The sequence below is a fragment of the Pseudomonas sp. RC10 genome, assembly GCF_038397775.1.
In the GTDB taxonomy this organism is placed as follows: Bacteria; Pseudomonadota; Gammaproteobacteria; order Pseudomonadales; family Pseudomonadaceae; genus Aquipseudomonas; species Aquipseudomonas bambusae.
This window is the reverse complement of sequence record NZ_CP151650.1, coordinates 5954254-5968945: the sequence shown is the minus strand read 5'-3', so window position 1 is coordinate 5968945 and position 14692 is coordinate 5954254. Positions and strand designations below refer to the sequence as shown.

The 14692-nt window shown below is 60.2% G+C and carries 16 protein-coding genes; 7 read left to right on the top strand and 9 right to left on the bottom strand.

Features of this window, described 5'->3' with window-relative positions; all coding sequences use genetic code 11:
* The first annotated feature begins 1 nt into the window (after position 1).
* On the top strand, positions 2-1402 hold the full coding sequence (locus tag AAEO81_RS26900) for a diguanylate cyclase (protein ID WP_341960048.1): 1401 nt from the start codon (positions 2-4) through the stop codon (positions 1400-1402).
* 207 nt (positions 1403-1609) lie between these two features.
* Here AAEO81_RS26900 and AAEO81_RS26895 read toward each other — a convergent pair whose 3' ends face one another.
* The 5 genes from AAEO81_RS26895 to AAEO81_RS26875 form a co-directional block, all read right to left on the bottom strand.
* The gene (locus AAEO81_RS26895) at positions 1610-2908 is read right to left on the bottom strand and encodes an NAD(P)/FAD-dependent oxidoreductase (protein ID WP_341960046.1); all 1299 of its coding nucleotides are present in this window, start codon (positions 2906-2908) and stop codon (positions 1610-1612) included.
* Between the two features lie 63 nt (positions 2909-2971).
* Positions 2972-3145, bottom strand: a complete 174-nt coding sequence (locus tag AAEO81_RS26890) for a DUF3094 family protein (RefSeq protein WP_341960045.1) — start codon at positions 3143-3145, stop codon at positions 2972-2974.
* Positions 3146-3277: 132 nt separating this feature from the next.
* Entirely contained in the window at positions 3278-3907 is a 630-nt protein-coding gene (locus AAEO81_RS26885; protein WP_081566644.1) for a DUF1780 domain-containing protein, read from the bottom strand.
* 335 nt (positions 3908-4242) lie between these two features.
* Complete coding sequence (locus tag AAEO81_RS26880; protein ID WP_341960041.1) at positions 4243-4800, bottom strand: hypothetical protein; 558 nt, start codon at positions 4798-4800, stop codon at positions 4243-4245.
* 119 nt (positions 4801-4919) lie between these two features.
* Positions 4920-5822, bottom strand: a complete 903-nt coding sequence (locus tag AAEO81_RS26875; RefSeq protein WP_341960039.1) for an AraC family transcriptional regulator — start codon at positions 5820-5822, stop codon at positions 4920-4922.
* Positions 5823-6144: 322 nt separating this feature from the next.
* On the opposite strand from AAEO81_RS26875, the gene AAEO81_RS26870 reads away from it, so the two are divergent.
* The 4 genes from AAEO81_RS26870 to AAEO81_RS26855 all read left to right on the top strand — a co-directional run bounded on the left by AAEO81_RS26870 (position 6145) and on the right by AAEO81_RS26855 (position 10278).
* Entirely contained in the window at positions 6145-7488 is a 1344-nt protein-coding gene (locus AAEO81_RS26870) for an MFS transporter (protein WP_341960037.1), read from the top strand.
* A 296-nt stretch (positions 7489-7784) separates the two neighbouring features.
* Complete coding sequence (locus tag AAEO81_RS26865; protein WP_341964630.1) at positions 7785-8486, top strand: fumarylacetoacetate hydrolase family protein; 702 nt, start codon at positions 7785-7787, stop codon at positions 8484-8486.
* Between the two features lie 41 nt (positions 8487-8527).
* Positions 8528-9292, top strand: a complete 765-nt coding sequence (locus tag AAEO81_RS26860; RefSeq protein ID WP_166597113.1) for an SDR family oxidoreductase — start codon at positions 8528-8530, stop codon at positions 9290-9292.
* A gap of 32 nt (positions 9293-9324) precedes the next feature.
* Entirely contained in the window at positions 9325-10278 is a 954-nt protein-coding gene (locus tag AAEO81_RS26855) for a 2-hydroxyacid dehydrogenase (protein WP_341960035.1), read from the top strand.
* Between the two features lie 59 nt (positions 10279-10337).
* Here the strand turns inward: AAEO81_RS26855 and AAEO81_RS26850 are convergent, their stop codons facing one another.
* On the bottom strand, positions 10338-11237 hold the full coding sequence (locus tag AAEO81_RS26850) for a LysR family transcriptional regulator (protein WP_166597111.1): 900 nt from the start codon (positions 11235-11237) through the stop codon (positions 10338-10340).
* Between the two features lie 155 nt (positions 11238-11392).
* On the opposite strand from AAEO81_RS26850, the gene AAEO81_RS26845 reads away from it, so the two are divergent.
* Together AAEO81_RS26845 and AAEO81_RS26840 are read left to right on the top strand one after the other, a co-directional pair.
* A complete protein-coding gene (locus AAEO81_RS26845) occupies positions 11393-12037 on the top strand; it encodes a hydrolase (RefSeq protein ID WP_341960034.1) in 645 nt (214 codons plus the stop codon).
* 111 nt (positions 12038-12148) lie between these two features.
* On the top strand, positions 12149-12832 hold the full coding sequence (locus tag AAEO81_RS26840) for an energy-coupling factor ABC transporter permease (protein ID WP_341960031.1): 684 nt from the start codon (positions 12149-12151) through the stop codon (positions 12830-12832).
* A 155-nt stretch (positions 12833-12987) separates the two neighbouring features.
* On the opposite strand, the gene yacG is transcribed toward AAEO81_RS26840, so the two are convergent.
* The 3 genes from yacG to AAEO81_RS26825 are packed head-to-tail and all read right to left on the bottom strand — an operon-like array spanning position 12988 to position 14692.
* Complete coding sequence (gene yacG, locus AAEO81_RS26835; protein WP_166597108.1) at positions 12988-13191, bottom strand: DNA gyrase inhibitor YacG; 204 nt, start codon at positions 13189-13191, stop codon at positions 12988-12990.
* The gene (coaE, locus tag AAEO81_RS26830; protein WP_341960027.1) at positions 13188-13823 is read right to left on the bottom strand and encodes a dephospho-CoA kinase; all 636 of its coding nucleotides are present in this window, start codon (positions 13821-13823) and stop codon (positions 13188-13190) included. The genes yacG and coaE overlap by 4 nt, the downstream gene beginning before the upstream one ends.
* On the bottom strand, positions 13820-14692 hold the full coding sequence (locus AAEO81_RS26825) for an A24 family peptidase (protein ID WP_341960025.1): 873 nt from the start codon (positions 14690-14692) through the stop codon (positions 13820-13822). Before AAEO81_RS26825 ends, coaE begins: the two co-directional genes overlap by 4 nt.

The window sequence follows — 14692 nt, the reverse complement described above, 5'->3', positions numbered from 1 at the left end:
GATGAAAGCGCCAATTCCTCCATATGAAAAAGAGCGCCTTGAGGCGCTGCAGGGGCTGGAAATTCTCGACACCCCGGCCGAGGCTTCCCTCGACCGGATCACGCGACTGGTGGCGCGTGTCCTCGATGTGCCTATCGCGCTGGTGTCCCTGGTGGACGCCGATCGGCAGTGGTTCAAATCCCGCGCAGGCCTCGACGCCACGCAAACCCCTAGGGAAATGGCCTTTTGTGCCCACGCCATTCTGCAATCCACGCCATTGGTGGTCCCGGACGCTGCGCAAGATGAACGCTTCTGCGACAACCAGTTGGTCACCGGCGCCCCCCATATCCGTTTCTACGCGGGCGTGCCCATTCGCACCAGCAAGGGGTTCGCCGTCGGCACCCTCTGCGCCATCGACGAACGCCCCCGGCAGTTGACTCAGGACGAGCTCGACACCCTGCGCGACCTCGCCGACATCGTCAGCCGTGAGGTGCAGTTGCGGGAAAACCTGATGATGGCGCGCTTGCAGAAAACCCGTTCGGACGCGCTGATGAAAGCCAGCGAAGCCGGGTATCGTTCGATGTTCGAACTGGCCTCGGTGGGCATCGCGCTGGTGGCGCCCGACGGCGGCTGGATCAGCGTCAACTCGGCGTTGTGCGACATCATCGGCTACACCCCGGATGAGCTGAAACGCCTGACGTTCCAGGACATTACCCACCCTGATGACTTGAACACCGACCTCGAATTGCTGACCCAATTGATCGACAACAAAATCGATCGCTATCAGTTGGAGAAGCGCTATCTGCACAAGGACGGCCAGCCCGTCTGGATCAACCTCAGCGTCACCAAAAAGCTGTCCGAAAAAGGGCACCTTGAATATTTCATCTCGATCATCCAGAGCATTCAGGCGCGCAAGGAGCTGGAACAGGAGGCGCGCCACGATGCGCTCACCGGCCTGTTCAACCGCCGTGCGCTGGACGCCATTCTGCCCATCGCCCAAGCGCGCTCAGATCGTTCAGGCTTGCAGCTGGCGCTGATGTTCATCGACCTCGATGGCTTCAAAGGCGTCAACGACACCTACGGCCACGACGCGGGCGATGACCTGCTGCGCACCGTTTCGGCACGCCTGCAAAGCTGCGTGCGTCGCACCGACAGTTTGATCCGTCTGGCGGGTGACGAATTCATCGTGATTCTGGAAGGGATCGTGCCGGGCGTTGACGAGGCAAGGGAAGTGGCGAAGAAACTGATTGCCGCGATTGCCGAGCCGATTCTGCTGAAAGGGGGCGTGATCCGCACCAACGCCAGCGTGGGTTTCTCCATGTACGAACCCGGCTCCGGCAAAGCCCCCGACGAGTTGATGCGCGAAGCAGACCGCTGGATGTACAAGGCCAAACATTCGGGGAAAGGGCGGGTGATGCCGTAAGGCCTGCGGACGGGTCGAAGCTGTAGGAGCCGGCTTGCTGGCGAAGGCGGCGTGCCAGTCGCTGGAATCGTCTCTGACACACCGCGTTCGCCAGCAAGCCGGCTCCTACAATATCGCGTTCGCTGAAGGTGTTCGTGGCACCTCAATACTCGTGGGAGACGCCGGAGGTCACGACGGCAGCGAAGGCGTCTCCCGCAGGCATACAGATCAATGCAACTTCATCCTCGGCTCGGTCCCGCGCCCGATCCGGCTGCCGAGCATCAGCATCAGCGTGCGGAACATCCCGTACAGCGCCATCTGGTGCATCCGGTACAGCGACACATAAAACATCCGTGCCAGCCAGCCTTCCAGCATCACGCTGCCGGTCAGGTTGCCCATCAAATTACCCACCGCCGAAAACTTCGACAGCGAAATCAGCGAGCCGTAGTCCTTGTAGCGATACTCCGGAAGCTCACCGCCTTCGATGCGCAACTTCAGCGACTTCACCAGCAACGAGGCCTGCTGATGCGCCGCTTGAGCCCGTGGCGGGACGTTGCGATCCGTGCCTTTCTGCGGACAGGCCGCGCAGTCACCGAACGCGAAGATGCTGTCATCGCGCGTGGTTTGCAGGGTCGGCCGCACTTGCAACTGATTGATGCGATTGGTTTCAAGCCCGGCGATGCCTTCCAGAAATGCCGGCGCACGAATGCCCGCCGCCCAGACCTTCAACGTCGCCGGAATCACCTGACCCGTCGCTGTCACCAGACCTTCCGCCGTCACTTCACTCACGGCCGAGTTGGTCAGCACGGTCACACCCAATTTCTCCAGCGTCTTGTGCACAGGACCACCGATACGTTCCGGCAGCGCAGGCAGTACGCGAGAGCCGGCCTCAATCACCGTGATCCGCAGATTTTCCGGCTTGATCTGACCCAAGCCATAAGCGGCCAGTTCGTGAGCGGCGTTGTGAAGCTCTGCGGCCAGTTCAACCCCGGTCGCACCGGCGCCGACAATCGCCACGTTGATTTCTTCGGTGGCGGCCAGTTCGTTGGCGTGGGCGCGCAGATAGCGGTTCAACAGCTGCTGGTGGAAGCGTTCGGCCTGCTTGCGGGTGTCGAGAAAAAGGCAATGTTCCGCCGCACCCTTGGTGCCGAAGTCATTCGTCGTGCTGCCGACAGCAATCACCAGCGAGTCGTAATCCAGGCTGCGCGCCGGGACCAGTTCATTGCCGTTTTCGTCGAGCGTGGCCGCCAGATGAATCTGCTTGTTCTCGCGGTCCAGGCCCATCATCCGACCCAGTTGAAACTGGAAGTGGTTCCACTTGGCCTGCGCCACGTAGTTCAGCTCGTCCTCGTAAGAATTGAGCGAACCGGCCGCGACTTCGTGCAGCAGCGGTTTCCAGATGTGGGTCAGATTGGCGTCCACCAGCGTGACGCTGGCCGTGCCTTTCTTGCCGAGGGTTTTACCCAGACGGGTAGCCAGCTCCAGACCACCGGCGCCTCCGCCGACGATCACGATACGATGAGTCATGGGGATATCTCATAAGGCTTAAGGAATTCTCTAGTGGCTCTATCCGAGCGAGCGCCAGGCAGCTCATAGCGTCAGATAGCTCAGTAAACGGCTCAACAGGCCCAACCCGATCACCACGACAAGCACCACCGCAAGGAGCAGCCAGGGCCGAAAAGGCCGGCGCTCGACTTGGTGCTGAGGCGCTTGAAGGTACTCTTCGACACGCTTCTGGTCGTCGGGGTTCAGGCGGCTGGTCATAAAGCCTCGTCAGAACGTTGACCGGCGTCATGCGACGACGGCCTGCCATGCGGTAACTTCGTCGACGGCGCTTCACCTAGCCGACATCAACGAGCAATGGCTCTTTGTAACATTCGCGTGGGAATTGCGCTATTACAGGCTGATGCCCACGTCGAACACCACGCTGCGGCCCAGGTTCGTGCGCAGGAAGTCCGGTGCGTCAGGGTGCGCGAACAGCACCCGTGCGAACGTCGGACCCACCAGCGAGAGCGAGCGCCACCCTTGTCGCAGGTATTCGGTCGGGGGAGGGAAGTGGCTGTTGAGGTCCAGCACTTCGCGCTTGAGGCTGGCGAACGCAATGATGTCCAACTCACTCAAATCCAGCCCGCGTTCCTTGTAGTTGTGGGCTTTCTTGCGCAAGGTCGGTGCCAGGCGTCGCAGCAGTTCCGACGCCGGAATACGCTTGGGCTTCGCCTCGCGCCGCACCAGTTGGCTCAAGGAAAACGCACTGCGCCGCCGCTGCAATTCCTCACGCCACTCATCATTGAGCCGCCGCCCCTCATCGAGTACGAAAAACACCTCAAAACACGCATCGCGAAACAGTACGTCCGGCGGTTCTTGCCCGGCGGGCAGGAAATCGTCGGTGCGGTGAGGAATGTTCAGACCTTGCAGCAAACGCTGGCACACCCAGCGCTCACGCTCCCATTTACGCGCATTGGACAGGAACGCATTGGCCTGCTCGGCCTGGATCGTCAGTAGACGGAGGTAATCGGAGTCGTCCATGGGGGAGAGCTTAGCGCTCTGGCGGGAAGTTGAAACGTCTTGTGGAACTTAAAGTTGAGGGTGTGCGGTGGGGCTGCCGGGGACGCGCCTGGCCTTCGAAACGTGGACTTGCGGATCAATTGCCAAGGCTTTGCTTGTAATACCGCGCCCGGTTTTTTATGATCCCCCCCGTGGAATACGCATGCCGGTGTACCCGAAAGGGAGAGTATCCATGCCGCCAGGGAAACCTGGCCCCGCCAAAAGCCTTGCTCAGCAGGGTGGTGGGATAGATCGAGAGGTCAAGCGGCCCGGCCTGAATCTGAAAACCCTGCTCTGTAAAACAGCGCAGGGTTTTTTTATGCCTTGGCGCAGAGGCCCTTGAGCAGGTCCCGACGCTTGCGCAAGTATTCCGTGAGCAGGACTCGAAACCTTGCAGGCTTTCGTCCTCTGGCGTTGGATGGCCATGACGTTCTTTCGTGATTGCTTTCAACAGACAGTACGACTCCTGGACCGCTCCGATAAGGGCGAAACTTGAAGAACAGGTACCATCCGGCATGAGGCGCAACGCTTCGATTTACTGTACTGCTGTCGATTTTGAAGTACAGCCCGTCTTGAGTGGCGCAATAGCACTGCGCGTTTTGCCGTAGCAGGTTCTCGATGATTCCCGGAAGCCCACAGGAGTAGGCCCAGCGATCGGGACAAAAGACGCGCTGCTCACCCACGCAGGGGATGAAAAGGAACTTCGGATCGTCGGACCCTGAAACAAAAGATCTCGTGTAGCAGTGATCCCGGTACATGACTCTAACCGGCAAGTCATACGCCTGCTTGTCGAGGGTGACGCCGAAAAAATGGGTTGAAGGCGCAAGGTGCGAGAGCGAGTATTTCGCACCTGTAGGCGTTACAAATTCAGTCATCCGGATGCAAGGCGTCCATTCTTTGGAAACGGAGCGCCCTTATCCCCACAGTTGGCGTCCATGGCCACTGCCGGACTGTTACTGGATATAAATTCCGCTCAGACCATCAGTCCGCTGGCCTACAAATCCCGCTGCTTCCTGAACTGCCCCGGCGGCATCCCGTGGGCGTGACGAAACCGCCGTGAAAAGTAGGCCTCGTCTGAAAACCCGCACAGCCGGGCCACTTCGCCCACAGGCTTGCTGCCGTTCAGCAACAGGGTGCGGGCCAGGTGCATGCGGCGTTCCAGCACCAGTTCGCTGAAGGTCTTGCCGACTTCCTTGCGCAGCCAGTGGGTCAGGTAGTTGGGTGACAGGAACGCCGCTGAGGCCGCTTTTTTCAGGCTCAGGTCCGGGTCGCTCAGGTTTTTGCGCACGTATTCGGACATCCGCGCCAGCGCATCGCGACGGCTGCGTTCGGCGGCGTTGTCGTCTGCCAGCAGCTTGATCGGTTCGGCGTACAGCGCGCAGACGGTCCCGATCAGTTGCAGCAAACAGCCCTTGAGCATCTCCCGCGTGCCGAACTGACGGTTCTGGTCCAGCTCGCGCATGCGGTCGAGCAGACGCTGGATCTCTGCGAAGTCCTCTGCGTCGAGGGTGAAATCCAGATGCTCCTGAAACCGAAAGGGCGACAGTTCAGGCGCCAGCGCAATGGCCACGTCCTCCAGGTCCAGCGGGTCGCATTGCAATTGCGGCAGCAGAAAGGTCTGGGCGAAGTTGATCAGCAGGAAATTGCCCTCGGGCGGGTGTGGGATCAGGTGCAATTTGTGCGGCAGGATGAACGCCAGCGTGTGGCGCGGAAAGGGCCGGACGACACCGCCGATATGCTGCACCGTATCGCCCCCCAGATTGATCTGAATCTGGAAATACTCATGCCGGTGAGGCGCGGTTTCCGGTTTGCCCTCGGTCTTGCCACGGATATAGAAATCCGGCCGCTCGCTGCGTTGCTGCATGCCGAAAGTGGGGACGCGATTGGCAGAGTCCATCGGGGTGTTCCTCAGTCATCTGTTTGCATTGTCAGTTGTCCTACGACACGATTCAAAACCTTTCTGTTTTCGCTGGCCAGTTTTTTTGTCCAAAAAGACCGCACTCCGTCAGAAAACTAAAAAGGCTCTATATCGGCAGTTTCAGACGCTTACCTTCCAGAATTTACCTTGTCTGACTCCTCAAAGTTTTTTGGACAAATAATTAGGGGCACCCTCTGAAATCCAAAAACGTTCTAAGCAGCGTCTTGTTTAAAACCAGTCGTACGATAAGTTAAAGGCACGCTTCATCACTCGATTCCAATAAAAACAACGAGGAATTCTCATGTCGAGCAACCCTGATATTCAGGCGATCGATGCTGCCGTGGCCGCGCCCATGGCTGCCGCTCCAGCACGTCCCGCCTCCCACCGCCGCTGGTTCATGCTCTCGCTGCTGCTGATCGCGACGATCATCAACTACGTGGACCGGGTCAACATTTCCATCGCCGCCCCGTTCATGGCCAAAGACCTCGGACTCGATAAAGTCCAGATGGGCTTGATCTTCTCCGCGTTTGCCTGGACCTACGCCTTCGCTCTGGTACCCGCCGGTTTCATCGCCGACCGTTTCGGTTCGCGTTTGACGTACGGCGCGTCGCTCATCTCTTGGTCTGCCGTCACAGTGTGCCAAGGGATGGCGGGCGGATTTGCGTCACTGTTCGGATTGCGTCTGGCCATCGGCGCCATGGAAGCACCGGCGTTCCCGGCCAACAGTCGTGCCGTCACGGTCTGGTTTCCGGCGCGGGAGCGGGGCCTGGCGAGCAGCATCTACGTGTGTGGCCAGTATCTCGGCACCGCGTTGTTCACCGGTTTGCTGCTGTGGCTCGCAACCACCTACGACTGGCGCCACGTGTTCTACAGCACCGGCATCGTCGGCATCCTGTTCGGCGTTGCCTGGCTCTACCTGTACCGCGATCCGCTGAGCTGCAAGAAGGTCAGTCAGCAAGAGCTCGACTACATTGAGGCGGGTGGTGGCCTGGTCAAAAGCAGTCAGGACAAAAATAAATTCAAGTGGGGGCAGATCGCGGAGCTGTTTCAGTATCGTCAGGTCTGGGCGATCTGCATCGGCAAATTCGCCAACACGTCGGTGCTGTATTTCTTCCTGACCTGGTTCCCGACATACCTGATCGAAGAACGTCATTTGACCATGGTCAAAGTCGGGATCTTCGCGGTACTGCCATTCATTGGCGCTACGGTCGGCGTGTTACTGGCAGGGTTCGTTTCCGACTGGCTCATCCGTCGCGGAATTTCGTTGTCCTTTGCCCGCAAACTGCCGCTGGTGGTGGGCTCGGCGCTGGGCATGTCGATCATGCTCGTCAACTTCACTGACTCCAATGAGGTCTGCATCGCGTTGCTGACCATCGCCTTCTTCGCACAAGGCATCGCATCGGCGTCCTGGGCTGCCGTCTCGGAAATCGCACCGAAAGAACTGATCGGCCTGACCGGCGGCGTCACTAGCCTGGCGGCGAATATTGGCGGCATCGTGACCCCCATCGTCATCGGTCAAATTCTGCATGTCACGGGCGGTTTCGCCTGGGCATTCTGGTTCATCGGCGGGCTCGCCTGCATGGGCACGCTGTCTTACTCGCTGTTGCTGGGCCGGATTTACCGCATCCAACTCAAGGCCAGCTAACCGCTACGAATGTGTGTGTGACCTTCTGCCGAACTAGGCAAGGGCGTGCGCGAGTACGCCTTTTTTATGCCCGCGACATTGAGTTTTTTAGTCCAGCGCCAACACGGTTTTGTCCAACTTCCGGACGTTCTGATCCCGTAGTCTCTGGTTCAAACGGTTATCCCTGTAGGAGTGAGCTTGCTCGCGATAGCGGCGTATCAGCCGATGCGGATGACACCGTCAGAGGGCATCGCGAGCAAGCTCACTCCTACAGGGCTCATAAAAACCGACGATCACGCCCCTCCGGGCCCAAGGGAATCTCCATGAGCAATTTTGTCTTCGAACCCGCCCGCACCCCTAGCTTGCCTGTCAGTGGCAGCGACGCGCGCTTCCCTGTCGCGCGGGTGTTTTGCCTGGGACGCAATTATTACTGGGGCGACGCGCTCAATGCCGTGCGCGAAGTTCCGGCGTTTTTCATGAAGCCTGCGACCTCGGTCATCGATGCGACCGGCGAGCTGGATTTTCCGACCCAGACCGAGCAGTTCTGCCACGAGATCGAACTAGTGGTTGCCATCGGCAAGGACGGTTTCGAGATCGGCGAAGCACAGGCCCTCGACCACGTATGGGGTTACGCCGCTGGCCTGGACCTGACCCGCCGCGACCTGCAAATGGCCGCGAAGGCAGTGGGCAATCCGTGGGAACCCGCCAAGGCATTCGACGGATCTGCGCCGATCACCCCGATTCGCCCGGCGAGCCCTGACAGCCACCCGAAGCAGGGCGCGATCTGGCTCAGCGTCAATGGCGTGGAGCGTCAGCGCTCGGACCTAGACAGCCAGATCTGGTCGGTAAGCGAAATCATCAGCCAGCTTTCCCACTCCGTCGGCCTGCGCGCCGGGGACCTGATCATGACCGGCACCCCGCCCGGCGTCGCAGCACTCCAGGCGGGTGATGTGATCAACGCGGGCATCAGTGGCATCGGCGAGTTGGAAATGCGCGTCGGCAGCCGTCGCGCTGACTGACCCGCTCTACGAGCATCCAGACGAGCAACAGGAGAACAACAATGACTGCACAATCCCCCTCGAAAATTGCCTTGGTGACCGGCGCAGGCAGCGGCATCGGTCGCGCTGTGGCGTTGGGCCTGCTGGAAGATGGCTACAAGGTCGTGGTGACCGGACGCCGCCTCGAACCCCTGGAAGCCTTTGTGGCGCAGGCCCGCGAGCAGGGCGGCGAAGCGTTGGCGGTGTCCACTGATGTGCGCGATCCGGCCAGCGTCGACGCGCTGTTCGCGACCATCGAAGAGGTTTATGGCCGACTCGATGTTGTATTCAACAACGCGGGCGTCAACGCACCGGCTGTGCCGATGGACGAGTTGCCGGTCGAGACGTGGCTGAGTGTGATCGACACCAACGTGACCGGGGTTTTCTTGTGCAGTCGCGGGGCGTTCGGCCTGATGCGCAAACAGTCGCCGCAGGGGGGCCGGATTATCAACAACGGCTCGATTTCCGCCCACGTTCCGCGCCCGTTCACCGCGCCGTACACCGCTAGCAAACACGCCGTTCTGGGTCTGACCAAAAGCCTCGCATTGGACGGCCGCGAGTTCAACATCGCGTGCAGCCAGATCGACATCGGCAATGCGCTGACCGAGCTGTCAGTGCGCATGACCAAAGGCGTGCGTCAGGCCAACGGGTCGATCGCGGTGGAGCCGATGATCGACGTCAAACACATCGCCGATGCCGTGCGTTACATCTCCGCGCTGCCGCTGTCGGCCAACGTGCTGAACATGACCGTCATGGCCACCAACATGCCTTTCGTGGGCCGTGGTTGATCCTTTTGCCTCCCGTTGCGAGCGAGACTTCGATGAAACCTGAAATCCTGCAACTCAGCCCGATCCTGATTCCCGACATCAATGCGCGGCTCAACGCGCTGTACACCGTGCGCCCGTATTTTCAGCAGACTGACAAAGCGGCCTATCTCGCCGAGCACGGCGCTAACATTCGCGGCGTCGTCACGGGCGGCCACACCGGCATCACCCGTGCGGTGATGGAGCAGTTGCCGAAGGTGGAAGTGATTGCGGTCAATGGCGTCGGCACGGACGCGGTAGACCTGGCCTATGCCCGTGATCGCGGGATTCGGGTCACGGCCACCATTGGTGCGCTGACCGAGGACGTCGCGGACCTCGCCATTGGCCTGTTGATTTCGGCCTGTCGCGGATTGGGCACTGGCGACCGCTACGTGCGCTCCGGCGAATGGGCCAGAACCGCCACGCCGCTGGTGCCGCTGCCTCTGGCCCGTCAGTTCAGCGGCATGCGCGTGGGCATCGTCGGCCTGGGCCGGGTAGGGCGTGCCGTCGCCACCCGGGCTGCGGCGTTCGGATGCCCTATCAGTTACACCGACCTCAACCCGATGAGCGACGTGCCTTACGCCTTCGTCAGTGATCTGGTGGAACTGGCTCGCCAAAGCGATGCGCTGATTGTTGCTGCCGCAGCGGACAAGGCCAAGGGCATCATCAATGCTCAAGTGCTGGAGGCGCTGGGCGCGCAGGGGTATTTGATCAACGTCGCGCGGGGCAGTCTGGTGAACGAGCCGGACCTGATCGCCGCATTGCAATCGGGGTCAATCGCGGGCGCCGGGCTGGACGTGTTCGTCGATGAACCGAACGTGCCCGATGTGCTGTTCGGCCTGGAAACCGTGATTCTGCAACCCCACCGCGCCAGCGCGACCGTGCAGACCCGCACGAAGATGGGCGAGATGGTGTTGGCCAGTCTGGCGGCGGTGCTGGAAGGCCGTGAGCCCGTGGGCGCGGTCGCCTGAGTTTGCGTCCCCCCCTGTAGCAATCCGGCAAGCCGGACTGCTACAGAACCCGCCTGAAATCAAAACCCCGCCGTGCCCAACGCCAATTCCGCCACCAGAAAATCAATGAACGCCCGTGTCTTCATCGGCACGCGGCGCGCTGACGGGTACACCGCGTTCACCGAAATCGCCGGGGCTTCCCACTCGCACAACACCGCCTTCAATCGCCCATCCGCCACGGCCCTTTCGACGATGAAATTCGGCAGCAACGCGATGCCCATTCCCCCCACCGCCGCCTGCGCAAGAATGTCGCCGTTGTTCGCGTGCAACGGCCCGCTGACCGTGACGCGCTGCGTTTCCTTGCCGTTGCACAGTTGCAGGCTGATCCCGCTTTGCAGATAGCCGTAACTGAGGAATTGATGATTCGCCAGATCCTTCGGCGATTGCGGCACGCCGTGTTTCGCGAGGTAGTCAGGCGAGGCCACCATGAGCCGCGGCGCCGGAGCCAATGAGCGAGCCACCATCGAAGAGTCCGGCAGGCTGGCAATCCGGATGGTCACGTCAAAGCCGCCTTTCACCGGATCGACCTGCTGGTCGCTGAGCACGACTTGCAGCTCGACATTCGGGTGCAGTTGATTGAACAGAGGGATCAGTGGCCCGAGCCGACTCAAGCCGAACGACATCGGCGCGTTGACCCGCAACACCCCGCGTATTTCACCCATTCCCGTGCGTGCACGCTGCTCCGCTTCGTCCAGCGAGGCGATGACATCGCGACAGGCGTCGTAGTACTCGGCCCCGGCTTCTGTCAGGTGCAGGCTGCGGGTGGTGCGTTGCAGCAGTTGCACACCAATCGCTTCCTCCAAGGCCTGAATCTGTTTGCTGACTTTTGAGCGCGGTACATCCAGCGCCCGGGCCGCTGCCGCAAAACCGTTGGCGCCGACGGTGGCGACAAACGCGCGCATGCATTCGATGCGATCCATGAGTGTCCCTGATATGGAAACAATGAGTCTCGATTCTATGGGATTGTTCCGAAGTCAGCCAGTCCGTAAATTTACTCCCAAGCCAGCAAGCACACAGCGCCAAGCGCTTCAGCGGCTAACCCAACAGACCATTATCGAATCCAAAGGAAAACGCCATGTCTATCCGCGAACTGCTGAACCCAACCAATTCCGCATTGATCCTGATCGACCACCAGCCACAGATGGCATTCGGCGTGCAGTCGATCGATCGTCAAACCCTGAAGAACAACACCGTGGGTCTGGCCAAGGCCGCCAAAATCTTCAACGTGCCGACCATTTATACCTCGGTCGAAACCCAGAGCTTCAGCGGCTACATCTGGCCGGAACTGCTGGCGGTACACCCGGACCAACAGCCCATCGAGCGCACGTCGATGAACTCTTGGGAAGACAAAAAACTGGTCGAAGCTGTGAAGGCGACCGGTCGCAAGAAGCTGATCATCGCCGCGCTGTGGACCGAAGTCTGCCTCAACTTCCCGACCCTTGATGCGCTGGCCGAAGGCTACGAGGTCTACATCGTCACTGACGCCTCGGGCGGCACCACCAAAGAAGCCCACGACATGTCCGTACAGCGCATGATTCAGGCAGGCGCGGTCCCGGTGACCTGGCAACAGGTCCTGCTCGAATTCCAACGCGACTGGGCGCACAAAGAAACCTACGACGCCGTCATGCAACTGGTGCTCGAACACAGCGGCGCCTACGGCATGGGTGTTGATTACGCCTACACCATGGTTCACGGCGCGCCACAGCGTAAAGCCAACTAACTCACACAACTCGGTAAGTCTTCCCACCCGATGGCGCGAATCAACCCGCGCCATCGGGTGTTTTTGCGTCGGGCTAGACTGTCGTTATCCGAACGTACAAGAGCAACGGAGATGATCGGAGCACATGTGCTGACTGCGCAGACCATGACCCTCGCCTGGCTGTTTTATCTGCCGGTGCTGGGGTGGGCGATCTGGCGCTGCCCGTGGGTCGAACTCTTCACCGACGCACGACGTCAGCACCTGCTGTTCGGAACGGTCTTCGCGCTGTTTTTGCTGTGGCTGGTGCGCCGCGATTTCGACACCGGCGTCTCTTTTCACTTTCTCGGCATGACGGCGGTGACGTTGCTGCTGGACTGGCCACTGGCGATCGTCGGCGGCTTCATTGCGCAACTGGGCTTGCTGGTGTTGGGACGACAGGAACTGGCGCCGCTGGGGGTGAACGGCCTGGTGCTGATCGGGCTGCCGGTGCTGATCACCGAAGGCTGCTCGCTGATCGTCGAACGCGCCCAACCGAAAAGCCCGTTCACCTACATCTTCTGCTCTGGCTTCTTCGCCGCCGGACTGGCCGCACTCGCTTGCCTGCTGGTCGCGATGGGCCTGCTCTGGCACGACGGCCTGTTCGCCATGCCCGAGTGGCTGGAGGATTTCATCGGCTACATCTGGTTGATCGTCTTTCCCGAAGCGTTCATCAACGGCGTGATCATCACAGCGCTGGTCGTGTTCTGCCCGGAATGGCTAGAGACGTTCAACCGCACGCGGTATCTGTCCCCGCCGTCAAAGGGCAACGACCATTAGCCAGTGCTACACACGCCCTGTGGGAGACGCCGGAGGTACGACGGCAGCGATCTGGCGCGAAGCGGCAGCAAATCCTGCGAGCACATTGGAACTGGCACAACCGAACATCTGAAACCCTTGTTGGAGACCAGAACCGGTCCAGTGTTGGGGTGGGCTCAATGCTGCTTCGGATCAAACTCACCGGAAAACAACTCATCCTCCGCATCCGGCGCCACCGGAATCGCATGCTCTTCCGACGCCCATGCGCCCAGGTCGATCAGCTTGCAACGGTCCGAACAGAACGGCCGAAACGTGTTCTCGGGCTTCCACTCGACAGGGGCCCCGCAGGTTGGACAATCGACGGTCATTGGTTGGCTCATGATTGGCCTCCACGCAAAGTTAGATAAAAGTGATGCAGTCGCTCGACCTCGCTTTTCAGCCAGGCCGGGTCTCGGTCATTGACGATCACATCATCCGCGCGACTCAGCCGTTCTTCACGACTCGCCTGCGCCTTGAGGATTGCCCGGACCTGCTCTTCATTGGTCTTGTCGCGCAACACCGTGCGTTCGATCTGCACCGCTTCCGGCACGTCTATCACCAACACCCGCTGCACCATCTGATGCTGGGTCGTCTCCAGCAACAACGGCGACACCAGAATCGCGTAAGGCGATTCGGCATGGGCCAGGTATTGACGGATTTCCTCGCGGATCAGCGGATGCAACAGACCTTCAAGCCAGACACGCTGCTGCGGCTCCTTGAAAATCAGCTCCCGCAGCGCGCCGCGATTCAGCGCGCCATCGGCTTGCAAAACACCTTCGCCGAAGTGCTCGGCAATCTGCGCCAGCGCAGGACGCCCCGGCTCGACGACCCAGCGCGCGGCGTTATCGGCATCCACCAAATGAATGCCCAAATCCGCAAAACACTGCGCTGCCGCACTCTTGCCGCTGCCAATGCCGCCCGTCAGGCCAAGAATCCAGGGTGTTGCAGGTTGCTGCGCGTGAGGAGAAGTCATCTGAAACCGGCGATCTGCAAATACGAAGACGTTATTTGATCACCCCACAGCAACGCGATCCACCCCGCGATGGCCAGATACGGCCCAAACGGGATCGGCGTGCTCGTCTCGACATTGCGCACACGCAACAAAATCAGGCCCAGCACCGCGCCGACAATCGACGACAGCAAAATCGTCAGCGGCAAAATCTGCCAACCACCCCAGGCCCCCAGCATCGACAGCAACTTGAAATCGCCATAGCCCATGCCTTCCTTGCCTGTGATCAGCTTGAACAGCCAAAACACCGTCCACAACACCAAATACCCCGCGACCGCACCCCACAGCGCATCGCTCAGCGAAGCAAACAGCCCGAACGCATTGACGATCAGGCCCAGCCACAACAACGGCAACACAATCGCATCCGGCAACAATTGGTGATCGGCGTCGATCAAACTCATCGACAACAACCCCCAACTCAACACCAACACAGCGCCCGCTTGCCAACCGAAACCGAAATGCCAGGCGATAAACGCCGACATCAACCCACAGACCAGCTCAACCATCGGATAGCGTTTACTGATCGGCGCCTTGCAGCTCGAACATTTCCCGCCCAAAGCCAGATAGCTCACGACAGGCAGGTTTTCCCATGCGCGGATCTTGTGGGAACAATGCGGGCAGCGGGAGTGGGGGAGCAGGAGATTGAAGGTTTCCGGGGTGGGTTCTGGAGGGAGTTCCAGGACCTCACGGGCTTGGGTTTTCCAGTCGCGAAGCATCATTTTGGGGAGGCGGTAAACGACGACGTTGAGGAAACTGCCGACGAGTAGACCCAGGATCAAAGCGCAAACGGCGAAGGCCAGCGGAGAGCTGGCCATTATTTCAACTAAGGACAT

Coding starts and splice junctions, on each gene's coding strand:
- AAEO81_RS26900 (WP_341960048.1), top strand. CDS start 2: ATGAAAGCGCCAATTCCTCCATATGAAAAAGAGCGCCTTGAGGCGCTG.
- AAEO81_RS26895 (WP_341960046.1), bottom strand. CDS start 2,908: ATGACTCATCGTATCGTGATCGTCGGCGGAGGCGCCGGTGGTCTGGAG.
- AAEO81_RS26890 (WP_341960045.1), bottom strand. CDS start 3,145: ATGACCAGCCGCCTGAACCCCGACGACCAGAAGCGTGTCGAAGAGTAC.
- AAEO81_RS26885 (WP_081566644.1), bottom strand. CDS start 3,907: ATGGACGACTCCGATTACCTCCGTCTACTGACGATCCAGGCCGAGCAG.
- AAEO81_RS26880 (WP_341960041.1), bottom strand. CDS start 4,800: ATGACTGAATTTGTAACGCCTACAGGTGCGAAATACTCGCTCTCGCAC.
- AAEO81_RS26875 (WP_341960039.1), bottom strand. CDS start 5,822: ATGGACTCTGCCAATCGCGTCCCCACTTTCGGCATGCAGCAACGCAGC.
- AAEO81_RS26870 (WP_341960037.1), top strand. CDS start 6,145: ATGTCGAGCAACCCTGATATTCAGGCGATCGATGCTGCCGTGGCCGCG.
- AAEO81_RS26860 (WP_166597113.1), top strand. CDS start 8,528: ATGACTGCACAATCCCCCTCGAAAATTGCCTTGGTGACCGGCGCAGGC.
- AAEO81_RS26855 (WP_341960035.1), top strand. CDS start 9,325: ATGAAACCTGAAATCCTGCAACTCAGCCCGATCCTGATTCCCGACATC.
- AAEO81_RS26850 (WP_166597111.1), bottom strand. CDS start 11,237: ATGGATCGCATCGAATGCATGCGCGCGTTTGTCGCCACCGTCGGCGCC.
- AAEO81_RS26845 (WP_341960034.1), top strand. CDS start 11,393: ATGTCTATCCGCGAACTGCTGAACCCAACCAATTCCGCATTGATCCTG.
- AAEO81_RS26840 (WP_341960031.1), top strand. CDS start 12,149: ATGATCGGAGCACATGTGCTGACTGCGCAGACCATGACCCTCGCCTGG.
- yacG (WP_166597108.1), bottom strand. CDS start 13,191: ATGAGCCAACCAATGACCGTCGATTGTCCAACCTGCGGGGCCCCTGTC.
- coaE (WP_341960027.1), bottom strand. CDS start 13,823: ATGACTTCTCCTCACGCGCAGCAACCTGCAACACCCTGGATTCTTGGC.
- AAEO81_RS26825 (WP_341960025.1), bottom strand. CDS start 14,692: ATGTCCTTAGTTGAAATAATGGCCAGCTCTCCGCTGGCCTTCGCCGTT.